Raw genomic sequence first — 25432 nt, 5'->3', positions numbered from 1 at the left:
CGCTTTTATCCACCAGATGAAAGAGCCGGGTGAAGGCTGGCACAGCCGGATAATGTAGGAAAGGCTTTTTTGAAGGCGATGCCCGCTTGGGAGAGCGTTACGATCCTCCCCGCTCGCGGGGAGGTGGCAGCCCGCAGGGCTAACGGAGGGGGGTGGCGTCCTCGCGCAGGCGCTGCCTCAGGACGACAACCCCCTCCACCGCCTTCGGCGGTCCCCCTCCCCGCAAGCGGGGAGGATTTGTTATGCCCCCTCCCGCCCGAAGCCCGCCACCATGCCTCGGCTTTTGCAGGCGGTGCTGTTCAGCTTCGAACCCGGAAATCGCGCGGGGTATGGAGCGACAGCGACGGATCGATCAGCCCGGCGACCAGCCGCAGCCGGTCGACGACGTCGGGGCCAAGCGCGAAAGTGCGGCCGAGGTGGATGCGGATCGCTTCGCCCGTGTCGGGATCGTCGGTGGTCAGGATCACACGCCCGCGCGCATCGTCGCGCCGTTCGAGCAGCGCCGCCATTTCGGCGACCGCGCTTGCCTGTTCGACGCGGCACGTCAATTGCAGCGCGGCACTCGCCGCGATGTCGGCGAGCGACTGCGCACCGCGCACCGTGACGCGCGGCGTTTCCTCACCTTCGAGCAAGTCGAGTTCGACCGACAGCAGCGCGCAGCCGCCCTCGGCCGCGAGCGCTTCCAAAATCTTGCCCGCACCCTCGTCGAAGCAGCTCGACTGGAATTGGCCGCTGCGGTCCGACAGCGTCAGGTTGAGGAAGCGATTGCCGCGCTGCGAGACGCGCGCGCGCGCGCTTTCGACCATCGCCGCCATCGTCATCGGGACGCGCGTGCCCGGCGTCATTTCGACATTTTCGCAGATGTCGCCATAGGTGCGCGCGCCGCGCGCCGCGAGGATGGCCTCATATTGCTCGACCGGGTGCGCGGAGAAATAAAAGCCGAATGCCTCCTTCTCACGGGTCATCCGATCGGCGAGCGTCCACGGTTCGGCCGCGGGAAGCTGGAGCACGGGTGCGAGGTCGACGTCGCCGCCGAACAATCCGCCCTGCCCGGTCGATCGCTCGTGCGCCGAACTGTTCGCGCAGGCGAGCAGCGCCTCGGCGCCGGCAAAGGCGCGCGGCCGGTCGGGCTCGATCGCGTCGAAGGCCCCCGCGGCGGCAAGTGCCTCGATCTGGCGGCGGTTGAGCAGTTTCGGGTCGATGCGGCTCGCGAAATCGTCGAGGCTCGCGAAATCGCCGCGCGCGCGCCGTTCGGCGACGAGTGCTTCCATCGCTTTCTCGCCGACGCCCTTGAGCGCGCCGAGCGCGTAGCGCACCGCGAGTCCTTCATCGGTCTGGCTCACTGCGAAATCGGCCTCGCTCTCGTTCACCGACGGCGGCGCGACCGCGATGTCGAGCCGCCGCATATCGTCGATGAAGATCGACAGCTTGTCGGTCTGGTGGCTGTCGAACGACATCGAGGCTGCGAAAAATTCATGCGGATGATGCGCCTTCAGCCACGCGGTCTGATAAGCGAGCAGCGCATAGGCCGCAGCATGGCTCTTGTTGAAGCCATAGCCCGCGAACTTGTCGATCAAGTCGAACAGCTCATTCGCTTTTTTCGCCTCGATTCCATTATGTTCGCCGCAACCCTTCACAAAGGTTTCGCGCTGCGCGTCCATCTCCGCCTGGATCTTCTTGCCCATCGCGCGACGGAGCAGGTCGGCGCCGCCGAGGCTGTAGCCCGCCAGGATCTGCGCCGCCTGCATCACCTGTTCCTGATAGACGAAAATGCCATAGGTTTCGGCGAGGATGCCTTCGAGCAGCGGGTGCGGATAGGCGATCGGCTCGCGCCCGTTCTTGCGCGCGCCGAACAGCGGAATATTGTCCATCGGCCCCGGGCGATAGAGCGCGACGAGCGCGATGATGTCGCCGAAATTGGTCGGCTTCACCGCCGACAGCGTGCGCCGCATCCCTTCGGATTCGAGCTGGAACACGCCGACCGTGTCGCCGCGCTGGAGCAGTTCGTATACGCCCGGGTCGTCCCACGCGAGCGTGTCAAGATCGACGTCGATGCCGCGCAGCGCGAGCAATCGCCGCGCTTCCTTGAGCACCGAAAGCGTCTTGAGGCCGAGGAAGTCGAATTTGACCAGCCCCGCGGTCTCGACGAACTTCATATCGAACTGCGTCACCGGCATGTCCGAGCGCGGGTCGCGATAGAGCGGGACGAGCTGGTCGAGCGGGCGGTCGCCGATCACCACGCCGGCCGCGTGGGTCGAACTGTGCCGCGGCAGACCTTCCAACTGGCGCGCCATGTCGAACAGCCGGCGCACCCCGTCGTCCTGCTTATATTCGGTCATCAGCTCCGAAACGCCGTTCAACGCGCGCTCGAGCGTCCAGGGATCGGTGGGATGATTGGGCACCAGCTTCGCGAGCCGGTCGACCTGGCCATAGCTCATCTGGAGCACGCGGCCGGTATCCTTCAGGACCGCGCGCGCCTTCAGCTTTCCGAAGGTGATGATCTGCGCGACCGTATCGCGGCCGTATTTTTCCTGCACATAACGGATTACCTCGCCGCGCCGCGTTTCGCAGAAGTCGATGTCGAAGTCGGGCATCGACACGCGCTCGGGATTGAGGAAGCGCTCGAACAGCAGGCCGAGCTTGAGCGGATCGAGGTCGGTGATCGTCAGCGCCCAGGCGACGACGCTGCCCGCGCCCGACCCGCGCCCCGGCCCCACCGGAATATCGTGCGCCTTCGCCCATTTGATGAAATCGGCGACGATCAGGAAATAGCCCGGAAAACCCATCTGGGTGATGACGTCGATCTCGAAATCGAGCCGCTCGACATAGGCCTGCCGCTCCTCGGCGGTCAGCCCCTCATAGAGCGCGAGCCGCGCCTCGAGCCCGGCGTGGGCGTCAGCCTTGAGCTGTGCTGCTTCGCCCTCGCGGTCGCCCGCGAGGCTCGGCAGGATCGGCTTGCGCTTCGGCGCCATGAAGGCGCAGCGCTGCGCGATGACGAGCGTGTTGCGGATCGCTTCGGGCAGGTCGGAAAAGGCATCTTCCATCGCCTCGGCGGGTTTCAGCCACGCCTCGGGATTCGAGGCGCGCCGGTCTTCGCTTTCGACATAGGCCGACTGCGCGATGCACAGCATCGCATCGTGCGCGGGGTGGAATTGCGGTTCGACGAAATTGGCGGGATTGGTCGCGACCAGCGGCAGCGCGCGCGCATAGGCCAGGTCGATCAGCGCCGCCTCGGCCGCCTTTTCGGTGGCGTCGCCGCGCCGCGAGAGTTCAATATAGAGCCGTCCGCCGAACAAGGCTTCGAGTTGCTCGACATAATCATCGGCCGCGGTCTTCTGCTCGTCGGCGAGCAGCCGCGCGAGCGCGCCCTCGCCGCCGCCGGTCAGGCAGATCAGCCCGTCGGTCCTGCCCGCAAGCGCCGACAGCGCGACATGCGGCTCCTGCTCGATCGGCCGGTCGAGGTGCGCTGCCGAGACGAGCGCGCAGAGATTATTATAGCCCGCCTCGTCCTGCGCATAGAGTGCGAGCCAGTCGATCAGCGGCGCGCCGTTGGCCAGCCGCTGCCCCGGCCGCGCGATGCTGAGGAAGGCGCCGACGATCGGCTGCACCCCGGCAGCCCTGCACGCCTCGCCAAAGGCCATGACGCCATAGAGCCCGTTACGGTCGGCGACCGCGACCGCCGGAAACCCCCGCTCGCGCGCAGCCTTTGCAATGGCTTTGGGGTCGATCGCCCCTTCGAGCATCGTGTAGCTGGAAAAGACGCGAAGCGGAACGAAGGGGCAGTAGGCCATGGAGGGACGCTAACGCGATGCCTGCGATTCGACCATGGCTCGTTTCACAAAATCGTCATTGGCGGCTAGCCCAGCAATTCCTCAATCTCTTTCCTGAGCTGCTCAGGCTTGGTCGTTGGCGCGTGGCGCGAGACGACCTTGCCGTCGCGGTCGACCAGGAATTTGGTGAAATTCCATTTGATCGCGCTACCGAGCAATCCGCTCTTTTCCTTCTTCAGATGCTTGAAGATCGGATCAGCATCGTCGCCGTTGACGTCGATCTTGGCCATCAGGGGAAAGCTGACGTCATAGGTCAGCGAGCAGAAATTCTTGATTTCCTCGGCATCGCCCGGCTCCTGCGCGCCGAACTGGTTGCACGGGAAAGCGAGGATTTCGAAACCGCGATCCTTATAGTCGCGATAAAGCGCCTCCAGCCCTTCATATTGCGGGGTAAAGCCGCATTTCGACGCGGTGTTGACGATCAGCAGCACCTTGCCGCGATAATCCGCCAGCGATTGCGCGCCGCCGCCGGGCAGCTTGGCCGAAAGATCGTAGAGGGCCATGACATTTTCTCCCCAACGCAAGGCCGGCTACATCCAATCGTCATCCCGGCGAAGGCCGGGATGACAGACCTTAGGAGGCAGCCTACGCCTCGATGCGCCCTTCGTGCAAGCGCCACACGCGGTCCATCTTCGCCGCGAGCCGCTCATTGTGCGTCGCGACGAGCGCCGCCGAGCCATGATCGCGCACCAGCTTGATGAACTGCTCGAACACGCGGTCGGCGGTATGTTCGTCGAGGTTGCCGGTCGGCTCGTCGGCGAGCACCAGCAGCGGCCGGTTCGCGAGCGCGCGCGCCACCGCGACGCGCTGCTGCTCGCCGCCCGACAGCTTGCTCGGCTTGTGATGCAGCCGCTCGGCGAGACCTAGCCGGCCGAGCAGGTCGGCGGCGCGCTCCTCGGCCTCGGCCTGCCCGGCGCCACGGATCAGCTGCGGCAAGACCACATTCTCGATCGCATTAAAGTCGGGCAGCAAGTGATGGAATTGATAGACGAAACCGATTTTTTCGCGCCGCGTCTTCGTCCGCTCGCCCTGCCCCAGCCGCGTGACGTCCTCGCCGTCGATGCGGATCGTGCCTTCGAAGCCGCCTTCGAGCAGGCCGACGGCTTGCAGCATCGTCGATTTGCCCGATCCCGACGGACCGAGCAGCGCGACGATCTCGCCGCGCTTCAGCACCGCGTCGATCCCGCGCAGCACGTCGATCCGCACTCCGGCCTGGGTAAAGCTGCGCTTGAGGCCGGTGAGTTCGAGCGTCGCGTCAGTCATAGCGCAGCACCTGCACCGGATCGGTGTTCGCCGCCTTGAACGCGGGATAGAGCGTCGCGAGGAAGCTGAACACGACCGCCATCACCGCGATGCCGACGATCTCGAACGGGTCGGGCTTCGACGGCAGCTCGGCGAGGAAGCGGATCGACGGGTCCCACAACGGCTGGCCGGTGACGAATTCGGCCCCGCGCAGCACGCCCTGCCGGAAATAGAGCAGCGAAAAGCCGATGACCATGCCGACCGCGGTGCCCGCGATCCCGATCGACAGGCCGATCGCCATGAAAATGCGCAGCACCGAATCGCGCGGCGCCCCCATCGTGCGCAGGATCGCCATGTCGCGCGTCTTGGCGCGCACCAGCATGATGAGCGACGACACGATGTTGAACGCCGCGACGAGCACGATCAGCGACAGAATCACGAACATCGCGACGCGCTCGACCGACAGCGCTTCGAACAGGCTGCTGTTCATCGACCGCCAGTCCGAAATCACCGCCTGCGCCGCGACCTTTTCGCGCAGCGGCTCCAATATCGCGCCGACCTTGTCGGGGTCGGTCGTCTGCACCTCGATCATCCCGACCTGGTCGCCCGACAGCAAAAGCAGCTGCGCATCCTCCATCGGCATGACCACATAGGCCTTGTCGAAGTCATAGACGCCGATCTCGAACACCGCCGACACGCGATAGGCGATCTCGCGATAGGTGGTGCCGAAGGGGGTCGAGCGGCCCGAGGGATTGATGATGCTGATCGTCGACCCGACCTGCGCGCCCAGGTTGCGCGCCAGTTCGCTGCCGATCGCGACATTGCCTGAGCCGGGCGAAAGCGTATCGAGGCTGCCCTGCAACACCTTGGCGTTGAGCGTATTGTTGCTACGAATGTCGGGAACGAGCATCCCACGCACCAATATGCCCTCGACGCGGCCGTTCGACGTCGCGAGCAGCGGCTGTTCGATGATCGGGGTCGCCGAAGTGACGCCAGGGGTCGCCTTCGCTTCCTTCAGCACGTCGCGCCAATCGTCGAGACGGCCGCCGAAGCCCTGCACGACGGCATGGCCGTTCAATCCGACGATCTTGTCGAACAGGTCCGACCGCACGCCGTTCATCACGCTCATCACGATGACGAGCGCGGCGACGCCCAGCGTTACCGCGATGAAGCTGAAGGCGGCGGCGACGAAGATGAACCCTTCGCCGCGCTGCGGCAGCATATAGCGTTTGAAGATGGCCCGTTCGTAAGGACGCAGAATCATCGGGTCGGCCGGTCCTTCAGAACGCGTGCATGGTGACACATGCGCCCGCTTTAGGGGCGTGATACGGCGCTGGCAATGGCGGCGGCGAAGAAGTGCCTGTTGCGAATGATTCGCAGATTATGTTGCCGATCCGCCACAGGGCGCGGCAAAAGGATCACGACGCGCGTCCCAAAGGGTGACAAAGTGCATCCTTCGCCCTAGCCCTAGGGTTCTGGTTCAACGCGGCCCAAAGGCCCGGCTCCAGGGAGTGCAGGCCATTCGCCTGGCCTGCATATAGGGGGATGGCGACGTTCGTCACAGGCGCCCGGGTCTCGGCAACGAGGCCCGGGCGTTGTGATTCGGGGCGATGCCGCCGCTTCACGAATGTCTGGATCGGGGTGGTTAGCGGACGTCGGACAAAACCCCTCCTCTTCAGAGGAGGGGCAGCGAGACTTGCGAGCTTGCTCGCTAGTCGCAGCGGGGTGGTGCTAGACGTTTTGCGCGCTGCCGCGCGCCACCACCCCCAACCCCTCCTCTGAAGAGGAGGGGCTTATGAACGACCCCTCCCGCCCGGAAGCCGCCACGCCGCTCAATCCCAAAGAAAAGGCGCGGCCCGCGAGCCGCGCCCTCCCTTGTTCCTCGAACGACCCGCTCAGCGCGAGGCGAGGCGCACCGGGCCGGCTTTGGCCGCCCACTGGATCGCCTCGTCGCCGCCCATTTCGCGCACGAAACACGCCTGCCCCACGGCCTTCAGCTCGTCGCACAGGCTCAGCGCATCGGCGCGGCTCTTCAGGCCGTTGACCGTCAGGCGATAGAAGGTGCGGCCCTTGACGTCCGCGGCATAGCTCGCGCCCGGGAAGGCTGCGAGCGTGCGGTTGCGCTTCTGGATCGCGCCCCATTTTTCCTTGGCGACCGCCAGGCTGTCATAGGCGCCGAGCTGGACCGCCCAGCCCGACGGCGCCTTCGCATTGAACAGCTGCGGCGTGATCCGCGCGGCGAGTTCGGAGGCCTTGCGCGCGACCAGGGCGCTTTCATTTGCGCCCGCGACGCGCGGAGCGTGGCGGTAGTTTTCCGATTCGGCGCGGATCACCGGCGCGGGCGCCGGCAATTCGGTCACCGGCACGACCCCGCTCGCGTCGCGCCGCGGCATCGGCAGTTCGACCGTGCGGATCGCGCTGTCGCCGGCGCTTGCAAGCTGGACCGGCGGCGGCGGCGCGAAGCTTTCGACCGGCGCGGGGTCGGCGCTCGCGACCTGAACGGGCGCTTCGGCGGCGGCCATTTGCGTGTCGGCCGGAAAATTGCTGAGCGCGAGGCGCACCGGCATACCGGAATCGGCCCGAACCTCGGTGCCGATCAGGCTGGCGACGCGCATTTCGGGTCTGGGTTGCCCGGCGAGTTTCGACCATTCGGCCATGCGGCCTTCGAGCTTGTCGAGCGGCAGGTCCTGCGACGCGAGGACGCGCGCCTGCGCCCAGCGCCCCGACAGGGCGAAGGCAAGCGCGAGATTCTGGCGCGTGCGGGCGTCGGCCCCCGGCTGGCGCGCGGCGCCGGTGAGAACGTAGATCGCCGACTGCGTGTCGCCCGCGAGCGCCAGCGCGAGACCGGCGTCCGATGCCGGCACAATGTCGCTGTGGCTTTTGAGCAGCTCGACCGCCGCGGCGGGCTTGCCCTGCGCGATATTGGCGAGCGCGAGCGCGATCACCGTGTTGCTGTCGCCGGCGCCGAGTTTCATCGCCTCGCCGAGCGCGGTTGCGGCCGATGCGAAACGGCCGTCGCCCAGATAGGCCTGACCCAGCAGCGCGCGATAATGGCCATCGCGCGGGCTGGCCGAAACGGCAGCTTCGGCGTGCGCGACCGCCTTGCTGACCTTGCCCTCCTCGAGCGCCTCGCGCGCCCTGTCGGCCGATCTGGACGCGGTCTGCGGCTTGCCGAGCGTGTCCGACGGCGCCATGGCGATCTTGTTCATGCTGCAGCCCGTGGCGGCGATGCCGATCACGAAGCCCGAAACGGCGATTTTGGTCAGCAGGTTGCGATTCATCGTCAAGGTCCCCCCTTGTGACATCGGCGCTTCGTGCGGCGCCCGATCAGCCCTTTGCCGCGTGGCGCACCGGACGCGTCGCCGGCAAGCGGCTCGCCATCGCGTCGATTTCGGGCAAAGCGGCGAGATAGTCGTCGAGCAGATCGGTCAGGATATGCTGGGCCGACCGGCCGGTCACCGCGCTTGCGAGGCGCAGGCGCAAATGGCGCTCGGCGTCGAGGCGCAGCGTGAAGGCGGCCTTTTCGCGGGCGCGGACGGACCGCGGTGCCTTGGCTTTCTGCACAGGGCGCCGCTCGACTTCGCGCGCCACCGCGGCGACGCGGTCGATCAGCGATTCCTGCTGGCGAACGACTTCGGGCACCGGCGGCGCTTCGGAAACGAACGGCTCTTCCCGGGCCGCGACCGGTTCGGCCTCGGTCACGTCGCGCGCGAGTTCGGGTTCGAAGCTGTCGTCGACCGCCTGTTCGGCGGAAAGATTGTGCGCCAGCACCGACCCCGGCATCAGCGGCTTCAGGTCGACGAGGTGCGCCGGTTCCGACTGATCAGGATCGACGTCATAGCCCATGTCGTTCCAGCCGAGGTCGTCATAGCCGGCTCCCGCGAGCGGTCCGGGGCCGCTGCCGAGCGGCTGGCGGCGCATGGCGGGCCGCGCGCCGCCCTTGCGAGCCAGAAGACCGGCGCTCAGCGATGCGAGAGGTTTGGGTTCGCCCATCATCTTCCCTCCCCTTACTGGCCGGCGATGCGGCGGCCGAAGCCCCCGCCCATCGGACGAACGGCGCCGTAATTGCCCTGGGTCGGCAGCGGCGATGCGAAGACGGTGCGGCGGAAATTCTTTTCGAGCCGGTCGTTCATATAGGTCCACAATTGCCGGATTTCGTCGGCCGATCGTCCGTTCGGATCGACCTCCATCACCGTGCGCCCGTCGATCATCGACGCGGCATAGTCGGTGCGATGGTGCAGGGTGACCGGCGCGACGGTGCCGTGCTGCGACAGCGCGACCGCGGCCTCGCTGGTGATCTTGGCCTTGGGCGTCGCCGCATTGACGACAAAGACGAGCGGCTTTCCGGCGCGCTCGCAGAGGTCGACGGTGGCGCCGACGGCGCGCAGGTCGTGCGGGCTCGGCCGCGTCGGCACGACGATCAGTTCGGCGACGCTGATCACGCTCTGGATCGCCATGGTGATCGCGGGGGGCGTGTCGATGACCGCGAGCTTGAAGCCTTGCTGGCGCAGGATTTCGAGGTCGGAGGCAAGCCGCGCGACCGTGGTCTGCGCGAAAGCGGGAAGATCGGTCTCGCGCTCGTTCCACCAGTCGGCGAGCGATCCCTGCGGGTCGATGTCGATAAGCACGACCGGGCCAGCGCCGGCGAGTTGGGCCTGTACCGCGAGGTGGCCCGAAAGGGTCGTTTTACCCGACCCGCCCTTTTGTGAAGCCAATGCCAGAACGCGCACGACTGTCCCCCTGAAAATCCAAATTCGCCGGGAGAAGTGGCACGCAGGCCGCTAAAATTGAGTTAACGATGATAAAAAGAGCGTGAACGGATTCCCCACGTCCATGGTAAACGCGCCGTTAGGACGGACTTGTCCCATAATGGACCGAAATCGACGTCACCCTCGGCTTTCGATAACAGCCTGTTAGCCATTATGCGTTTAGGGAGCCGCGGGGACTGCCGATCGCTCCCGGGTCCGGCCGGGGCGACGCCCGTCATTGGAGATAGCCATGCGTTCGTTCCGCACCGCCTCTTTCATCCTCTCCGCCGCGGCAGCGGCCGCGCTTGCCGCACCCGCGCTGGCGGATGTGAAGGCCGGCGTCGATGCCTGGCAAAAGGGCGACTATCAGAGCGCCGTCGCCGAGTGGCGGCCGCTGGCGCTCGCCGGGGACCCCGATGCGCAGTTCAATCTCGGCCAGGCCTACAAGCTCGGCCGCGGCGTTCCCGCCGATCTGGCGCAGGCCGAAAGCTGGTATCGCCGCGCCGCGAAACAGGGTCATTTGCAGGCCGAGGACAATCTGGGCCTCGTCCTGTTCACCGCTGGCCGCCGGCAGGAGGCGATGCCCTATATCGAGGCGTCGGCGGCGCGCGGCGAACCGCGCGCGCAATATGTCCTCGGCACGGCGCATTTCAATGGCGACCTCGCCGCCGAAAACTGGCCGCTCGCCTATGCGTTGACCAAGCGCGCGAGCGATGCGGGATTGCAGATCGCATCGGCGCGGCTCGCGCAGCTCGACGGGCTCATCCCGCTCGAACAGCGCCAGCGCGGCCTCGCGATGCTCCCCGAAATGGAGAAAAGCGAGCAGCGCGCGCGCCTCGCCGCGACGACCGCCGCGACGCCTGCAGCGCCCAAACCCGCGTCGTCGGCCATCAAGCCGGTGCCAGTAGCGCCGTCGGCCCCGCTCTCTCCCGCAGCACAGGCGGCGGCCGATGCCGCTTCCGAGGCGACCGCCGCCGCCAAGGTGGCGAGCGCGGATGCCGCAAAACCGGCCACACCGGGAACGAGCTATCCCGCGCCGCCCGCCAGCGGTCCGCTGCCCGCCAAGAGCGCTCCCGTCCAGACTCCAGTTCCGACGGCAGCGGCCCCGGCAAAAGTCGCAACGAACGCGCCCGCCAGCCCGTGGCGCGCCCAGCTCGGCGCTTTCGGCGTCGAAGCGAACGCGCGCAACCTGTGGAAACGCCTCGCCGCCAAATATCCCTCGGTCGCGAGCCGCGAGCCGCTTCTGGTCAAGAGCGCGAAGCTGACCCGGCTTCAGGCGGGTGGCTTTGCCGGCAAGGCGCAAGCCGTGGATTTCTGCGCCACGATGCAAAAGGGCGGCCAGCCCTGCCTCGTCGTCGATAAATAGGCAGGCGGCCGTCAGGGCTCTAGGCGAAATCGTTCGAGCACCTTATGGCGCGAGCCATGAGGATCGCGATCATCGACACCAGCACGACGCGCGCCGCCATCATTTCGGATGGCTTGCGCGAGGCTGGCCTCGACGATCTTGTCGTCATCGACCCTGCCGGCCCGCTGGTCGCGCAGATCGAGGCGGCGCAGCCCGAGGTGGTGCTGGTCAACCTCGAAAATCCGGGCCGCGACCTGCTCGAGGATTTCTTCGCCATGTCGCGCGCGCTCGCACGGCCGATCGCGATGTTCGTCGATCAGAGCGATGCCGAGGCGACCGGCGCGGCGATCGACGCGGGCGTGTCGGCCTATGTCGTCGATGGCTTGTCGAAGCAGCGAATCAAGCCGGTGATCGACCTCGCCGTGCGCCGCTTTCAGGCTTTTTCGCGGCTCCAGCGCGAACTCGACGAGGCGAAGAGCGCGCTCGCCGAACGCGCGACGATCGACCGCGCCAAGACGATATTGATGAAGCGGCGCGGCATCGACGAACCCGCCGCCTATGCGCTGCTGCGCGGGCAGGCGATGCGCAGTAACCGCCGGATCGCCGAAATCGCCGAGGCGATCCTGACCAGCGAAGCGCTGATGGGAGATGGGGCATGACCGGCGAGACTTTCCGCATCGGCTTTCTGCCGCTCGTCGATGCGGCGCTGCCGATCCTGGCGCACGAACTGGGCTTCGCGGCGCGCGAGGGCGTCGCGATCGAGTTGGTGCGCGACATGACCTGGGCGACGGTGCGCGACCGGCTGCTCTATGGTCACACCGACGCCGCGCACCTGATCGCGCCGCTCGCGATCGCGACCGCGCTCGGCCGCGACCGGCCCGCGGTGTCGCTCGCGGTGCCCTTCGTGCTCGGCCTCAACGGCAATGCGGTGACTTTTTCGAGCGCGCTCGCGATCGAGGTCGGGCTCGGCGAGACACTCGGCGATCCCGCCGCGGTCGGCGCGGCGCTGAAGCGCGTCGCGGCCGCGCGCAAGGCGGCAGGCAATCCGTTGCGCTTCGGGGTCGTCCACCGCTATTCGAGCCACAATTACATGCTCCGCTACTGGCTCGCGGGGGTCGGCATCCAACCCGATGCCGATGTCGAGATCGTCGTTACCAGCCCGCCCTTCGCGGCCGACGCGCTCGCCGCGGGCGAGGTCGACGGCATTTGCGTCGGCGAGCCGTGGAATTCGATCGCGGTCGATCGCGGCGCCGGCCATATCGCGCTCGCCACCGCTCAGATCTGGCGGCGCGGAGTCGAGAAGGTCCTCGCCGTGCGCAGCGACGTCGTCGAAACGCGCCGCAGCGCGGTCGAGGCGCTGGTGCGCGCGCTGCACGCCGCGGCCGCCCGCTTCGTCGAGCCCGGAACCGCCGAGGAGAGCGCCGACATATTGGCGCGGCGCGAATATCTCGATGCCCCGCGCGAGGCGATATTGCGCGCGATCACCGACCGCATCCGCCTCGTCCCCGGCGGCGCGCCTGTCCATTATCCCGACTTCATGTTCCAGTATCGCGAGGCGGCGAATTTCCCGTGGCGCAGCCAGGCCGCGTGGCTCTATTCGCAGCTCGTGCGCTGGGATCACCTCGCCTTTTCGCCGGCCGACGCCGCGACGGCATCGGCGGTGTTCCGTCCCGACATCTATCGCGCCGCGCTCGCAGGATCGGGGGCGCCGCTGCCCGGGGCGAGCTCGAAACTCGAGGGCGGGCTCGCCGAACCGATCGGCGCGGGATCGACGCAGGGCCGGCTGATGCTCGGCAGCGACCGCTTTTTCGACCATCGCGCCTTCGATCCCGACGACATTCCAGGCTATCTCTCGGAATTGCCCTGAGTTTCCAGCCGCGCCCTTTTATGCTGCACCTGCGAAATAAATAGTTGCGCGACGCGCGCGAATCGGGCACCTTAATGTCACTCGGCGACGATGCCGGGGCAGGATAATGCGGCAGCGGCTCCAACGGAGGGGCCGGCGCGCAGGCAGGCGGGAAGCCTTTTCCCGCACTCCAACAGGCAATGAAGCCGTCAGGACGCGCCCGCACGAGGCCGCCGTCCTGGCGGCTTTTTTATTGCCCGTCACACGAAGGGACGGACGATGTCGACGATCAGGACGGGCGCGGATACGGCGCCGAAATCGGGTTTCTGGGCGAGCGGCCACTGGCCGACGCTGGTGGCCGCCTTTCTCTATTTCGATCTCGCTTTCATGGTGTGGGTCGTCCTCGGCCCGCTCGCGCCGACGATCGCGCAGGAACTGGGGCTGTCGCCCGCGCAAAAGGGGCTGATGGTCGCGGTGCCGACGCTTGCAGGCGCGCTGCTGCGCGTCGTCAACGGGCTGCTCGTCGACCGGATCGGCCCGAAGCGCGCCGGGGCGATCAGCCAGGCGATCGTCATCGCGGGCCTGTTCACCGCCTGGCTTTCGGGTATCGACAGCTTCGCGGGGACGCTCGCGCTCGGCGTGGTCCTGGGCTTTGCCGGGGCGAGCTTCGCGATCGCGCTGCCGCTCGCAAGCCGCTGGTATCCGCCCGAGCATCAGGGCAAGGCGATGGGGCTTGCCGGCATGGGCAATTCGGGCACGGTGCTCGCAGCGCTCTTCGCGCCGACGCTCGCCAAGCTCTTCGGCTGGACCGCGGTGCTCGGCCTCGCCTGCATCCCGCTGACGATCGTGTTCGTCCTCTATCTCTTCATGGCCAAAGATGCGCCGAACGCGCCGGCGCCGAAGCGGCTGGTCGATTATTTTCAGCCGCTCAAGAGCGCTGATGCCTGGTGGCTGATGGGCTTTTATTCGGTGACCTTCGGCGGCTTCGTCGGACTCGCCGCCTCGCTCCCCATCTATTTCACCGACCAGTTCGGCCTGACCCCGGTGGTCGCGGGCTATTGCACCGCCGCCTGCGTCTTCACCGGATCGCTCGTGCGTCCGCTCGGCGGCGCGCTCGCCGACCGGGTCGGCGGCGTCCGCGCGCTGATGATCGTCTTCGTCGTCGCCGCGCTCGCGCTTGCCGGGGTGCCGCAGGCCGCCGCGCTGCCGGCCGCCATGGGCCTGTTCCTGATCGCGATGCTCGCGCTCGGGGTCGGCAATGGGTCGGTCTTCCAGCTCGTCCCGCAGCGCTTTTCGGCCGAGATCGGGATCATGACCGGCCTCGTCGGCATGGCGGGCGGCGTCGGCGGCTTCTATCTCGCTTCGTCGCTCGGCTTCGCGAAACAGTGGACGGGCAGCTTCGCACCGGGCTTCTACATCTTCGCCGGGCTCGCGGTCGTCGCGCTCGCGGCGTTGATGTTCGTCAAGGGGCAATGGCGCGCGACCTGGGGCGCGGCCGAAGGCGTGCGGATCTGACATGGCGCGCACGCTGCTCCTCCTCGCGGCGCTGGCGCCGGCCGCCGCCCACGCGCAGGCGATCACCCTCGCCCCGCTCGGCGAAGCGCGGCTCCGCTATGAAAGCGTCGAGCAAGACGGCCTCGATGCCGCATCCGACGCGCTCACGCTCCGCATCCGCGCCGGGGTCGAGGCGAAGGCCGGCCGCTGGTCGGCGCTGGTCGAGAGCCAGGGCAATCTGGCGATCGTCGACGATTATGACGACGGACTGCACGGCCCCGCGACGCAGCCGCTGATCGCCGATCCCGACAATATCGCCCTCACCCGCGCGCAGCTTCGCTACGCCGCGCCTGGGTTCGCAATCACCGCCGGACGGCAGCGGCTCGGCTTCGACGACGAGCGCTTCGTCGGCGGCGTCGGTTTTCGCCAGAACGGCCAGAGCTTCGACGCGCTGCGCGCCGAAATCACGCCGGTCGCGGGGGTGAAGGCCGACCTCGCCTATGTCTGGAGCGTCCGCACCATCTGGGGCATCGACGGCGCCGGGGCGCGGCAGCAGGCGGTGTCGGGCGACAATCTCTTCGCCAATATCGGCGTCGCCACCCCGGCGGGCACGCTCAGCACTTTCGCCTATCTGGTCGATCAGGACGAAGCCGCGGTGCAGGGTTTCCGGCTGTCGAGCCAGAGCTACGGCGTCCGCCTTGCGGGCGCACGGCCGCTCGGCAAGACGAAGCTGAGCTGGCAATTTTCCTACGCGCGCCAGTCGGACTGGCACCGCAACCCCAATGATTATGCCGCCGACTATTGGCTCGCCGATGCCGGCGTCGATTTCGGCGGCCCGCAGCTCGGCGCGGGCTATGAAATCCTCGGCGCGAGCGACGGCGCTGCCTTCACCAGCTTTCAGACCCCGCTCGCGACGGGTTTCAAATTCCAGGGCTGGGCCGACAAGTTCCTGACCACGCCGCCCGACGGCGTGCGCGACCTTTATGCGAGCGCGGGCTGGCGCTGGAAGGCGCTCGGCCCGTTCGACGCGGTGACGCTGCAGGCGGTGTATCACGACTTCCGCAGCGATCGTGCGAGCCGCCCCTATGGCGACGAGATCGACCTCGTCGCCAGCGCGAAGCGCGGCAAGCTCGCCGCCTCGGCACGCTACGCGCGCTACCGCGCCGACGGCTTCGCCACCGATACCGACAAAATCTGGCTGCAACTCGATTGGACGCTTTGATGGAACATCGCCCCCTTTCCCCCGACGCCGACACGCGCGAGCATCTGGTCGTCATCGGCAACGGCATGGCCGGCTGCCGCGCGGTCGAGGAGCTGCTCGCGCGCGATGCGGCCCGCTATCGCGTGACGATCTTCGGCGCCGAACCGCGGGTCAATTACAACCGCATCATGCTCTCCCCGGTGCTCGCGGGCGACAAGAGCTTCGACGACATCGTGATCAACGATGCCGACTGGTATGCCGCGAACGGCATCGCACTCGTCGCGGGCGATCCGGTGATCGCGATCGACCGCGCCGCGAAAACGGTGACGACGCGCGGCGGCGTGACCGAAGCCTATGACCGGCTGCTGATCGCGACGGGATCCGATCCGTTCATCATCCCCGTGCCCGGCAACGACCTGCCCGGCGTGATCAGCTTTCGCGACATGGACGATGTCGATACGATGCTCACGGCGGCCGAAAAGGGGGGCAGCGCCGTGGTGATCGGCGGCGGGCTGCTCGGGCTCGAAGCTGCGCACGGGCTGTCCTTGCGCGGCATGAAGATCACGGTGCTGCACCTGATGCCGACGCTGATGGAACGCCAGCTCGACGAAGCCGCGGGCTGGCTGCTCAAGCAGGCGCTCGAGGCGCGCGGCCAGACGATCCTGACCGGCGCCGACACCGAAGCGATCGTCGGCGACGGCAAGGTCGAGGGGGTGCGGCTCAAGGACGGGACGCTGATCCCCGCCGACCTCGTCGTCATGGCGGTCGGCATCCGGCCTTCGGTGGCGCTCGCCCGCGACGCGGGGCTCGCGGTCGGGCGCGGCATCCAGGTCGATGATAACATGGTAACGAGCGACCCGAACATCCTCGCGGTCGGCGAATGCGTCGAGCATGACGGGCAGGTCTACGGCCTCGTCGCGCCGCTGTGGGATATGTGCCGCAGCCTTGCCGACGGGCTCGTCGAACAGCCGTCGGGCTATCGCGGCTCGGTGACCTCGACCAAGCTCAAGGTGTCGGGGATCGACGTCTTTTCGGCGGGCGATTTTTCGGGCGGCGACGATTGCGAGGACATCGTGCTGCGCGACGCGGCGCGCGGAATCTACAAGCGCGTGGTGCTCAAGAACGACCGCATCGTCGGCGCGGTGCTTTATGGCGATACCGCCGACGGCAGCTGGTATTTCGACCTGCTCAAGAAGCAGGAGGATGTCGCGCCGCTTCGCGACGTGCTGATCTTCGGTCAGGCCTTTGCCTCCGGGGGTGGGCAAGCGGACCCTAAGGCCGCCGTTGCGGCGCTCTCGGACGATGCCGAGATCTGCGGCTGCAACGGCGTCACCAAGGGCCAGGTCGTTTCGTGCATCGCCAAGGGCGCGCACAGCCTCGACGCGGTGCGCGGCAGCTGCAAGGCGTCGGCGAGCTGCGGCAGCTGCACCGGTCTCGTCGAAAATCTGCTCGCGCTGACGCTCGGCGACGAGGTGCAGTCGGGGCCGAAGACGCTGTGCGGCTGCACCAGCTTCGGCCACGACGACGTGCGGCGCGAGATCGTCGCGCAGGCCATGCGCTCGATCCCGGAGGTGATGCAGAAGCTGCACTGGACGACCCCCGACGGCTGCTCCTCGTGCCGCCCGGCGCTCAACTACTATCTGCTCTGCGCGCTGCCCGGCGAATATGAGGACGACCAGCAGAGCCGTTTCGTCAACGAGCGGCTCCACGCCAATATCCAGAAGGACGGCACCTATTCGGTCGTCCCGCGCATGTGGGGCGGGCTGACCAACCCGACCGAGCTGCGCGCAATCGCCGATGTGGTCGAGAAATACAACGCGCCGATGGTCAAGGTCACCGGCGGCCAGCGGCTCGACATCTTCGGGATCAAGAAAGAGGATCTGCCCGCGGTGTGGGCCGACCTCAATGCCGCCGGCATGGTGTCGGGCCACGCCTATGGCAAGGCGCTGCGCACCGTGAAAACCTGCGTCGGGTCCGAATGGTGCCGCTTCGGCACGCAGGATTCGACCGGGCTCGGCGTCAAGATCGAGCGGATGAGCTGGGGCAGCTGGATGCCGCACAAGTTCAAGATCGCCGTGTCGGGCTGCCCGCGCAATTGCGCCGAGGCGACGATCAAGGATTTCGGCGTCGTCTGCGTCGACAGCGGCTACGAGCTGCACGTCGGCGGCAACGGCGGCATCCATGTCCGCGCGACCGACCTGCTCTGCAAGGTCGCGACCGAGCAGGAGGCGCTCGATTATTGCGCCGCCTTCATCCAGCTCTATCGCGAGGAGGCGCGCTATCTCGAACGCACCGCGCCGTGGATCGAGCGCGTCGGGCTCGACTATGTGAAGGCAAGGCTGCTCGACGACCCGGCGGGCCGCGAGGCGCTGCGCGCGCGCTTCCTCTATTCGCAGAGCTTTTCACAGGACGACCCCTGGGCGCAGCGCGCCGAGGGCGCCGAGGCCGAACATCATGCGCCGATGGCGCGCTTCACCCCGCAGGAGGAACTCGCATGACGACCGTGGCAGAATGGCTCGACATCGGCTGGGTCGACCAGATCCCCGTGCGCGGCAGCCGCACCGTGCAGGTCGCGGACGGCGACGACATCGCGGTCTTCCGCACTGCCGAGGGCAAGGTCTTCGCGCTGCTCGACCGCTGCCCGCACAAGCAGGGGCGGCTGAGCCAGGGGATCGTCCACGGCGGCGCGGTCGCCTGCCCGCTGCACAATTGGCGGATCAGCCTGACCACCGGCGAGGCGCTGGGCGAGGACAAGGGCTGCACCCCCACGGTGCCGGTCAAGATCGACGGCGGCCGCGTGCTGATCTGCCGCGCGAGCGTGCTGAAGGCGGCGGCGTGAGGCCGCGGCGCTTCCATGCTTCTCCCCTCCCTGAAAGGGAGGGGCTGGGGGTGGGTAGCAGCGATAGCGAGGCTCTTTTCTTCTGCAAGAACGCGTTGATCGGGGCATCGAGCCCCGATCAACGCAACCCACCCCTAACCCCTCCCTTTCAGGGAGGGGAATGATGACCGCCATTCGCACCACCTGCGCCTATTGCGGCGTCGGCTGCGGCATCCGCGCGACGGTGACGGGCGAGCGGACAGTCGAGATCGCGGGCGACCCCGATCATCCCGCCAATCGCGGCCGCCTCTGCTCGAAGGGAACACATCTCGGCGAGACCGTCGGCCTCGAAGGCCGCCTGCTCCATCCGATGATCGGCGCCAAGCGCGCAAGCTGGGACAAGGCGCTCGACCTTGTCGCGCGCAAGTTCAAGGAAACCATCGCGCGCCACGGACCGAACAGCGTCGCCTTCTATGTCTCGGGACAATTGCTCACCGAGGATTATTATGTCGCCAACAAGCTGATGAAAGGCTTCATCGGCAGCGCCAATATCGACACCAATTCGCGGCTCTGCATGTCGAGCGCGGTCGCGGGGCATATCCGCGGCTTTGGCGAGGATGTTGTGCCCGCGACCTATGACGACCTCGACGTCGCCGACCTGTTCGTCCTCGTCGGCAGCAACACCGCCTGGTGCCACCCGATCGTCTATCAGCGCATCCGGGCGCGCTGCGAAGCGGGCGCGAAGCTCGTCGTCATCGACCCGCGCCGCACCGAGACCGCCGAAGAGGCCGACCTTCACCTCGCGATCCGCCCAGGGAGCGACGTCGCCCTGATGAACGGCCTCTTGCAGCACTGCCGCGACGCGGGCGCGCTCGACGAGGCGTGGCTCGCGGCACATGTCGCGGCGCCGGAGGATTTCTGGGACCAGCTTGGAGAGGGGAGCGATCTGTGGTCGGTGGCGAAGACGTGCGACGTCGACGCCGCCGACCTCAGGCGCTTCTATGAGCTGTTCGCCGCTACGCCGCGCACCGTCACCCTGTTCAGTCAGGGGATCAACCAATCGACGAGCGGCACCGATCAGGTGAACGCGATCCTCAACCTCCACCTCGCGACGGGCCGGATCGGCAAGCCGGGCGCCGCCCCCTTTTCGATCACCGGCCAGCCCAATGCGATGGGCGGGCGCGAGGTCGGCGGCCTTGCCTCGACCCTCGCGGCGCATATGGACTTCGGCCCCGAAGCCCGCGCACGCGTTCAGCGCTTCTGGGCCGCGCCGGCGATCGCCGAAAAGCCCGGCCTCAAGGCCGTCGACCTGTTCCGCGCGGTCGGCGAAGGCCGGATCAAGGCGCTGTGGGTGATGGCGACCAACCCCGCCGTGTCGATGCCCGACGCGAACCGGGTGCGCGAGGCGCTGGCGGCCTGCCCTTTCGTCGTCGTCAGCGACGTCATCGAAAAGACCGACACCGGCGCCTTCGCGCACGTCCGCCTGCCCGCCGCGGCGTGGGGCGAGAAGGACGGGACGGTCACCAACAGCGACCGCACGATCAGCCGCCAGCGCGCGCTGTTTCCGCTGCCCGGCGAGGCGATGCCCGACTGGTGGATCGTCAAGGAGGTCGCGCGGCGGATGGGGTGGAAGAATGCCTTTGCCTATGACCGCGCCGCCGACATCTGGCGCGAGCATTGCCGCCTGTCGACCTATGACAATGACGGCGCGCGCCTTTTCGCGCTCCCCGGCGCGGCGCAGGGCGGCAATGCCGCCTATGACGATATGCAGCCCTTTCGCTGGGGCGGCGACGCGATGTTCGCTGACGGGCGCTTTCCGACCGACGACGGGCGCGCGCGGCTCGTGCCGGTCGCGCAAAAGCCCCTCCCCGCCCCGCTCGAAAAATGGCCGCTGACGCTCAACAGCGGGCGTTACCGCGACCAGTGGCACACGATGACGCGCACCGGCCTTGCGCCGAAGCTCGCGCGGCATCGCGCCGAACCGCTGGTCGAGGTGCATCCGCGCGACGGCGAGCAATGGGACCTCGCCGACGGCGGGCTCGCGCGCGTCGCGACGCCGCAGGGCGAGAGCCTCTACCGCGTCGCCTTTGCCGAAGGGCAGCGGCGCGGCGAATTGTTCGTGCCGATCCACTGGACCGACCGCACCGCGAGCGGCGGGCGCACCGGCCTCCTCCCCCGCCCGCTCGTCGATCCGCATTCGGGCCAGCCGGGCTTCAAGCGCACTCCCGCGCGCATCGAGGCGGTGAGCCCGCGCTGGCGCGGCTTCCTGCTGCTGAACCACGACCCCGCCGAGCGTCCCGGCTGCCTGTGGGCGACGCGCGTTGCGGTGCCGTCGGGCACGCTATGGGAGCTTGCGGGCGACGGCGACCTCAAAAGCCTCGAAGCGACGCTGCCCAAGGGCGAGCGGATCGAGGCCGAGGATCGCGCGCGCGGCACCCGCCGGATCGCGATCGTCGCCAGCGGCCGGCTCGCCGCCGCGCTCTTCGTCACCGAAACCGGCGAACTGCCCCCGCGCGACTGGCTGATTGCCCAGCTCGCCGCGCCCGACGTCGCGCCCACCCTGCTCGCCGGCCGCGCGCCGGGGGCGGCGGCCGACCGCGGGCCGATCGTCTGCGTCTGCTTCGATATCGGATTGAAGACGATCGCCGCCGCGATCCGCGATCAGAGCCTGACCGACGTAGCCGCGATCGGCGCGGCGATCGGCGCTGGGACGAACTGCGGCTCGTGCCGCCCCGCGCTCGCGCGCATATTGAGCGAGGAGAAAAGCCATGCCGCCTGACGATTTCGCGCCCGGCACCGTCTGGCTCGTCGGCGCCGGGCCCGGCGATCCCGACCTGCTGACGATGAAGGCCGTGCGGCTGATCGAACGGGCCGAGATCGTCTTCTACGACGCGCTCGTCGGTCCGGGCGTCCTCGCGCTCGTCCCGCCGCACGCCGAGCGGGTGAGCGTCGGCAAGCGGTCCGGCCGCCATTCGAAGGATCAGCGCACGATCGACGCGCTGCTCGTCGAAGCCGCCGCGTCGGGCAAGCGCGTCGTGCGCCTCAAGGGCGGCGACCCCTCGCTCTTCGGCCGCGCCGCCGAGGAAATAACGGCGCTGCGATTGGCCGGCCACCCCGTATACATCTGTCCCGGCATCACCGCCGCGAGCGCCGCCGCGGCCTCGGCGGGCGTGTCGCTGTCGCTGCGCGGGGTCGCGCGCGACGTGCGCTTCGTTACCGCGCACAGCCGCCGCGGCGCCGCGCTCGACCTCGACTGGGGCTCGCTTGCGAGTGCCGGAACGACGCTCGCCTTCTATATGGGCCGCGACGCGGCGGGCGCGATCGCGAAGGGGCTGATCGGCGCCGGAATGCCCGCAACAACCCCGGTGCTCATCGCGTGCAACGTCAGCTTGCCGGACGAAAAGCATCTGAGCACGCGGCTCGACCTCCTGGCGCTCGCGACGCGCGCGCTCGCCGACGATGCGCCGACGCTCATCCTGGTCGGCGAAGCGCTGCGCAAGGGCGAGGCTCCCGTCCAAAACGGGCTGAAAATCGCGGTCGAAGGGGAATGGCGCACCCGGAACGATTCGAACGTCCGACCCCCAGATTCGTAGTCTGGTGCTCTATCCAGCTGAGCTACGGGTGCGTGGAGAGGCGCCTTTAGGCCGCGAGGCGAAGGCGCGCAACCCCCTTTTCACCTATTTTTTCGCCAGCGCCGCCTGCGCCGCCGCCAGCCGCGCGATCGGCACGCGATAGGGCGAGGCGCTGACATAATCGAGCCCGGTTTTCTCGCAGAAATGGATGCTCGGCGCGTCGCCGCCATGCTCGCCGCAGATGCCCAGCTTGATGCCCGGACGCGTCGCGCGCCCGCGCTCCGCCGCCAGTTCGATCAGCTGGCCGACCCCCTCGACATCCAGGCTGACGAAGGGATCGGTGACGAAGATCCCCTTGTCGACATATTGGGTCAGAAAGCGCCCGGCGTCGTCGCGGCTGATGCCGATCGTCGTCTGCGTGAGGTCGTTGGTGCCGAAGCTGAAGAATTCGGCGCCCTGCGCTATCTCGCCCGCCATCAGAGCGGCGCGCGGCAGCTCGATCATCGTGCCGACAAGATAGGCGATCTCGCGCCCCTTTTCGGCGAACACCGCCGTCGCCGCCTTGTCGACGATGGCTTTCATCAGGTCGAATTCGCGGCGCGTCGCGACCAGCGGGATCATCACCTCGGGGATCGGCGCCGCGCCGGTTTCGGCAGCGACGTCGCACGCCGCCTCAAAGATCGCGCGCGCCTGCATCTCATAGATTTCGGGATAGGTGACGCCGAGGCGGCAGCCGCGATGGCCGAGCATCGGGTTGAATTCATGGAGCTCGTTCGCGCGCGCCTTCAGCGTCTCGATCCCGACCCCCGCCGCCGCCGCGACATCGGCGAAATCCTCTTCGCGCGTCGGCAGGAATTCGTGCAGCGGCGGGTCGAGCAGGCGGATGGTGACCGGCAGGCCCGCCATCACGCGGAAAATCGCGGCAAAATCGCCGCGCTGTTCGGGGAGCAGCCTGGCGAGCGCGGCGCGGCGGCCGGCCTCGCTTTCGGCAAGGATCATCTCGCGCACCGCGGTGATGCGCGCGGCGTCGAAGAACATATGCTCGGTGCGGCACAGCCCGATCCCCTCGGCGCCGAAATCGCGCGCGACCTGCGCGTCGGCGGGGGTTTCGGCATTGGTGCGCACCTTCATCCGGCGCACCTTGTCGGCCCACTCCATAAGCGTGCCGAAATCGCCGACGAGTTCGGGCTGCAAGGTCGGCACCTCGCCCGCCATCACCTCGCCCGTCGAGCCGTCGAGCGTGATGATCTCGCCTTCCTTGAGCTCGCGTCCGCCGACGCGCAGCACGCGCGCCGCGCCGTCGATCGCCAGCCCGCCCGCGCCCGAAACGCACGGGCGCCCCATGCCGCGCGCAACCACCGCCGCGTGGCTGGTCATCCCGCCGCGCGCGGTCAAAATGCCCTTCGCTGCGTGCATGCCGTGAATATCCTCGGGGCTGGTTTCGACGCGGACGAGGATCACCGCCTCGCCCATGCCCGCGGCCTTTTCCGCGCTGTCAGCGTCGAACATGATCTTGCCCGACGCCGCGCCGGGACTCGCGGGGAGCCCCTTGGTCAGCACGTCGCGCGGCGCCGCCGGATCGAGCGTCGGATGGAGCAGCTGGTCGAGCGCGCCGGGGTCGACGCGGCCGACGGCCTCTTCCTCCGTAATCAGCCCCTCGGCCGCCATCTCGACCGCGATCCGCAGCGCCGCCTTCGCGGTCCGCTTGCCCGATCGCGTCTGGAGCATCCACAGCTTGCCGCGCTCGACGGTGAACTCGATGTCCTGCATGTCGCGATAGTGGCTCTCGAGCGTGTCGAAGACCGCGCCGAGCTCGGCGAAGGTTTCGGGCATCGCCTCTTCCATCGACAGCGGCTTCGCCCCCGCCTTTTCGCGCGCGATCTTTGTCAGATATTGCGGGGTGCGGATGCCCGCGACGACGTCCTCGCCCTGCGCGTTGACCAGCCATTCGCCGTACCACGCGCGCTCGCCGGTCGCGGGGTCGCGCGTGAACGCCACCCCCGTCGCCGAGGTGTCGCCCATATTGCCGAACACCATCGCCTGGACATTGACCGCGGTGCCCCATTCGCCGGGGATGCTGTTCAGCCGGCGATAGACTTTCGCGCGGTCGCTTTCCCAGCTCGCAAAAACCGCGCCGATCGCGCCCCACAGCTGATCCTTGGGCTCCTGCGGAAAGGGCGCGCCGGTCTCGCGCGCGACAATCGCCTGATATTCGATCACCAGCGCCTGCCAGTCTTCGGCCGCCATCTCGGTATCGAGGAAGAAGCCCTTGTCTTCCTTCGCGATTTCGAGCGCTTCCTCGAACGCGGCATGGTCGAGGCCCATCACCACATCGGCATACATCTGGATGAAACGGCGATAGCTGTCCCACGCGAAGCGCGGATCGCCCGAGGTCTCCGCGAGCCCGGCGACGGTCGCGTCGTTGAGCCCGAGGTTGAGCACCGTGTCCATCATCCCCGGCATCGACACGCGCGCGCCCGAACGCACCGAAACGAGCAGCGGATCGGCCGCGTCACCGAACTTGCGCCCGGTGATCCCCTCGATATGCGCGATCCCGCTCGCGACTTCCTCGGCCAGTCCGGCGGGAAAGGCTTCGCCATTCGCATAATAAGCGGTGCAGACGTCGGTGGTGATCGTAAAGCCCGGCGGCACCGGCAGGCCGATCGAGGCCATTTCGGCCAGATTCGCGCCCTTGCCGCCCAGCAATTCCTTGGCGCGCTCCCTGGTGGTCGCGTCGCCGCCGAACAGATGCACCATATTCGTCTGCGTGGCCGTCGTCATGTCTTGCTCCTGCTGCCCCGGGGAGGAGGGTTGGCGGGGGAATAGGTATGCAATCGCATTTGGTCGATTCAGTTTTGCTTTAGCGGGGTCAGCCTGGCCTGCCTCCATTTCGCGCCTGCCACGCGTCGAAGAGCGACTGCCCCGCCGACCCGCCGAAGGTCAACATCGGCACGTCGCGACGGAAGCTCAGCTGATGCGCCTTGATCCACAGCGTCTTGCGCGGCTCGATCGAGGCGACCTGGTCCCAGCCGATGTGCAGCAACGGGTGGAACAGGCGGAAAAGGATCATCGGCCGCAGATAGAAACCGCGCTCGTCGATCCAGACGCTCACCGCGTTGCGATAGCTGACGCCGCCCGGAAAGCGGCCGATGACCATCGTTGCCAGCGAATGACGGCGCACATGGTCGGGGACCGGCCGGTCCCAGGCGAATGCGGGCAGGAACTTCGACCAGCCGGCCCACGACAGGATGCGGGCGATGAAAAGCCACATCGCGACGAAAAACAGCGGAAAGCCCAGCGCGAAAATCCAGATGAGATGAGTATTGTTCATGGCGC

At 67.8% G+C, this 25432-nt stretch carries 18 protein-coding genes and 1 tRNA gene; 9 read left to right on the top strand and 10 right to left on the bottom strand.

The genetic code is table 11. The features are described from left to right. Positions 1-299 precede the first annotated feature (299 nt). From dnaE to KNJ79_RS08185, 7 genes are all read right to left on the bottom strand, one after another. On the bottom strand, positions 300-3791 hold the full coding sequence (gene dnaE / locus KNJ79_RS08215) for a DNA polymerase III subunit alpha (protein WP_317153532.1): 3492 nt from the start codon (positions 3789-3791) through the stop codon (positions 300-302). A gap of 65 nt (positions 3792-3856) precedes the next feature. Continuing rightward, positions 3857-4333: a glutathione peroxidase gene (locus KNJ79_RS08210; RefSeq protein ID WP_317153531.1), complete on the bottom strand. Its 477-nt coding sequence runs from the start codon at positions 4331-4333 to the stop codon at positions 3857-3859. An 82-nt stretch (positions 4334-4415) separates the two neighbouring features. After that, positions 4416-5093, bottom strand: coding sequence for an ABC transporter ATP-binding protein (locus tag KNJ79_RS08205; RefSeq protein ID WP_317153530.1), 678 nt, complete (start codon positions 5091-5093; stop codon positions 4416-4418). After that, positions 5086-6336, bottom strand: a complete 1251-nt coding sequence (locus tag KNJ79_RS08200) for a lipoprotein-releasing ABC transporter permease subunit (protein ID WP_317153529.1) — start codon at positions 6334-6336, stop codon at positions 5086-5088. Before KNJ79_RS08200 ends, KNJ79_RS08205 begins: the two co-directional genes overlap by 8 nt. A 631-nt stretch (positions 6337-6967) precedes the next feature. Beyond that, positions 6968-8353, bottom strand: coding sequence for an SPOR domain-containing protein (locus tag KNJ79_RS08195; RefSeq protein WP_317153886.1), 1386 nt, complete (start codon positions 8351-8353; stop codon positions 6968-6970). 46 nt (positions 8354-8399) lie between these two features. Next, on the bottom strand, positions 8400-9065 hold the full coding sequence (locus KNJ79_RS08190) for a hypothetical protein (protein WP_317153885.1): 666 nt from the start codon (positions 9063-9065) through the stop codon (positions 8400-8402). Positions 9066-9079: 14 nt separating this feature from the next. After that, complete coding sequence (locus KNJ79_RS08185; protein ID WP_095386229.1) at positions 9080-9802, bottom strand: ParA family protein; 723 nt, start codon at positions 9800-9802, stop codon at positions 9080-9082. A 268-nt stretch (positions 9803-10070) separates the two neighbouring features. Between KNJ79_RS08185 and KNJ79_RS08180 the strand changes: the two genes are divergently transcribed. From KNJ79_RS08180 to cobA, 9 genes are all read left to right on the top strand, one after another. After that, on the top strand, positions 10071-11186 hold the full coding sequence (locus KNJ79_RS08180; RefSeq protein WP_317153528.1) for an SPOR domain-containing protein: 1116 nt from the start codon (positions 10071-10073) through the stop codon (positions 11184-11186). Positions 11187-11242: 56 nt separating this feature from the next. Further along, positions 11243-11824, top strand: coding sequence for an ANTAR domain-containing response regulator (locus KNJ79_RS08175; protein ID WP_317153527.1), 582 nt, complete (start codon positions 11243-11245; stop codon positions 11822-11824). Further along, positions 11821-13032 (top strand): CmpA/NrtA family ABC transporter substrate-binding protein, encoded by a 1212-nt coding sequence (locus KNJ79_RS08170; RefSeq protein ID WP_089214288.1) that lies wholly within the window; start codon positions 11821-11823, stop codon positions 13030-13032. Before KNJ79_RS08175 ends, KNJ79_RS08170 begins: the two co-directional genes overlap by 4 nt. Positions 13033-13290: 258 nt before the next feature. Then, a complete protein-coding gene (locus KNJ79_RS08165) occupies positions 13291-14526 on the top strand; it encodes a nitrate/nitrite transporter (protein ID WP_317153526.1) in 1236 nt (411 codons plus the stop codon). Position 14527: 1 nt separating this feature from the next. After that, a complete protein-coding gene (locus tag KNJ79_RS08160) occupies positions 14528-15727 on the top strand; it encodes a hypothetical protein (RefSeq protein ID WP_317153525.1) in 1200 nt (399 codons plus the stop codon). Further along, positions 15727-18204, top strand: a complete 2478-nt coding sequence (nirB, locus tag KNJ79_RS08155; RefSeq protein ID WP_317153524.1) for a nitrite reductase large subunit NirB — start codon at positions 15727-15729, stop codon at positions 18202-18204. The genes KNJ79_RS08160 and nirB overlap by 1 nt, the downstream gene beginning before the upstream one ends. Then, complete coding sequence (gene nirD / locus KNJ79_RS08150) at positions 18201-18545, top strand: nitrite reductase small subunit NirD (RefSeq protein WP_317153523.1); 345 nt, start codon at positions 18201-18203, stop codon at positions 18543-18545. Before nirB ends, nirD begins: the two co-directional genes overlap by 4 nt. 160 nt (positions 18546-18705) lie before the next feature. Beyond that, entirely contained in the window at positions 18706-21303 is a 2598-nt protein-coding gene (locus KNJ79_RS08145; RefSeq protein ID WP_317153522.1) for a molybdopterin-dependent oxidoreductase, read from the top strand. Next, positions 21293-22117: a uroporphyrinogen-III C-methyltransferase gene (gene cobA, locus KNJ79_RS08140; RefSeq protein WP_317153884.1), complete on the top strand. Its 825-nt coding sequence runs from the start codon at positions 21293-21295 to the stop codon at positions 22115-22117. Before KNJ79_RS08145 ends, cobA begins: the two co-directional genes overlap by 11 nt. On the opposite strand, the gene KNJ79_RS08135 is transcribed toward cobA, so the two are convergent. From KNJ79_RS08135 to KNJ79_RS08125, 3 genes are all read right to left on the bottom strand, one after another. Next, positions 22073-22149, bottom strand: a tRNA-Arg gene (locus KNJ79_RS08135). The two genes, cobA and KNJ79_RS08135, sit on opposite strands and share 45 nt — an antisense overlap. A gap of 52 nt (positions 22150-22201) precedes the next feature. Further along, positions 22202-24877 (bottom strand): pyruvate, phosphate dikinase, encoded by a 2676-nt coding sequence (ppdK, locus tag KNJ79_RS08130; protein ID WP_394357158.1) that lies wholly within the window; start codon positions 24875-24877, stop codon positions 22202-22204. 88 nt (positions 24878-24965) lie between these two features. Continuing rightward, the gene (locus tag KNJ79_RS08125; protein ID WP_317153521.1) at positions 24966-25427 is read right to left on the bottom strand and encodes a hypothetical protein; all 462 of its coding nucleotides are present in this window, start codon (positions 25425-25427) and stop codon (positions 24966-24968) included. Positions 25428-25432: the final 5 nt, after the last annotated feature.

Origin of the sequence: Sphingopyxis indica, assembly GCF_032879645.1 — a bacterium.
Lineage (GTDB): Bacteria > Pseudomonadota > Alphaproteobacteria > Sphingomonadales > Sphingomonadaceae > Sphingopyxis > Sphingopyxis indica.
This window is presented reverse-complemented; position numbering and strand designations above follow the sequence as displayed.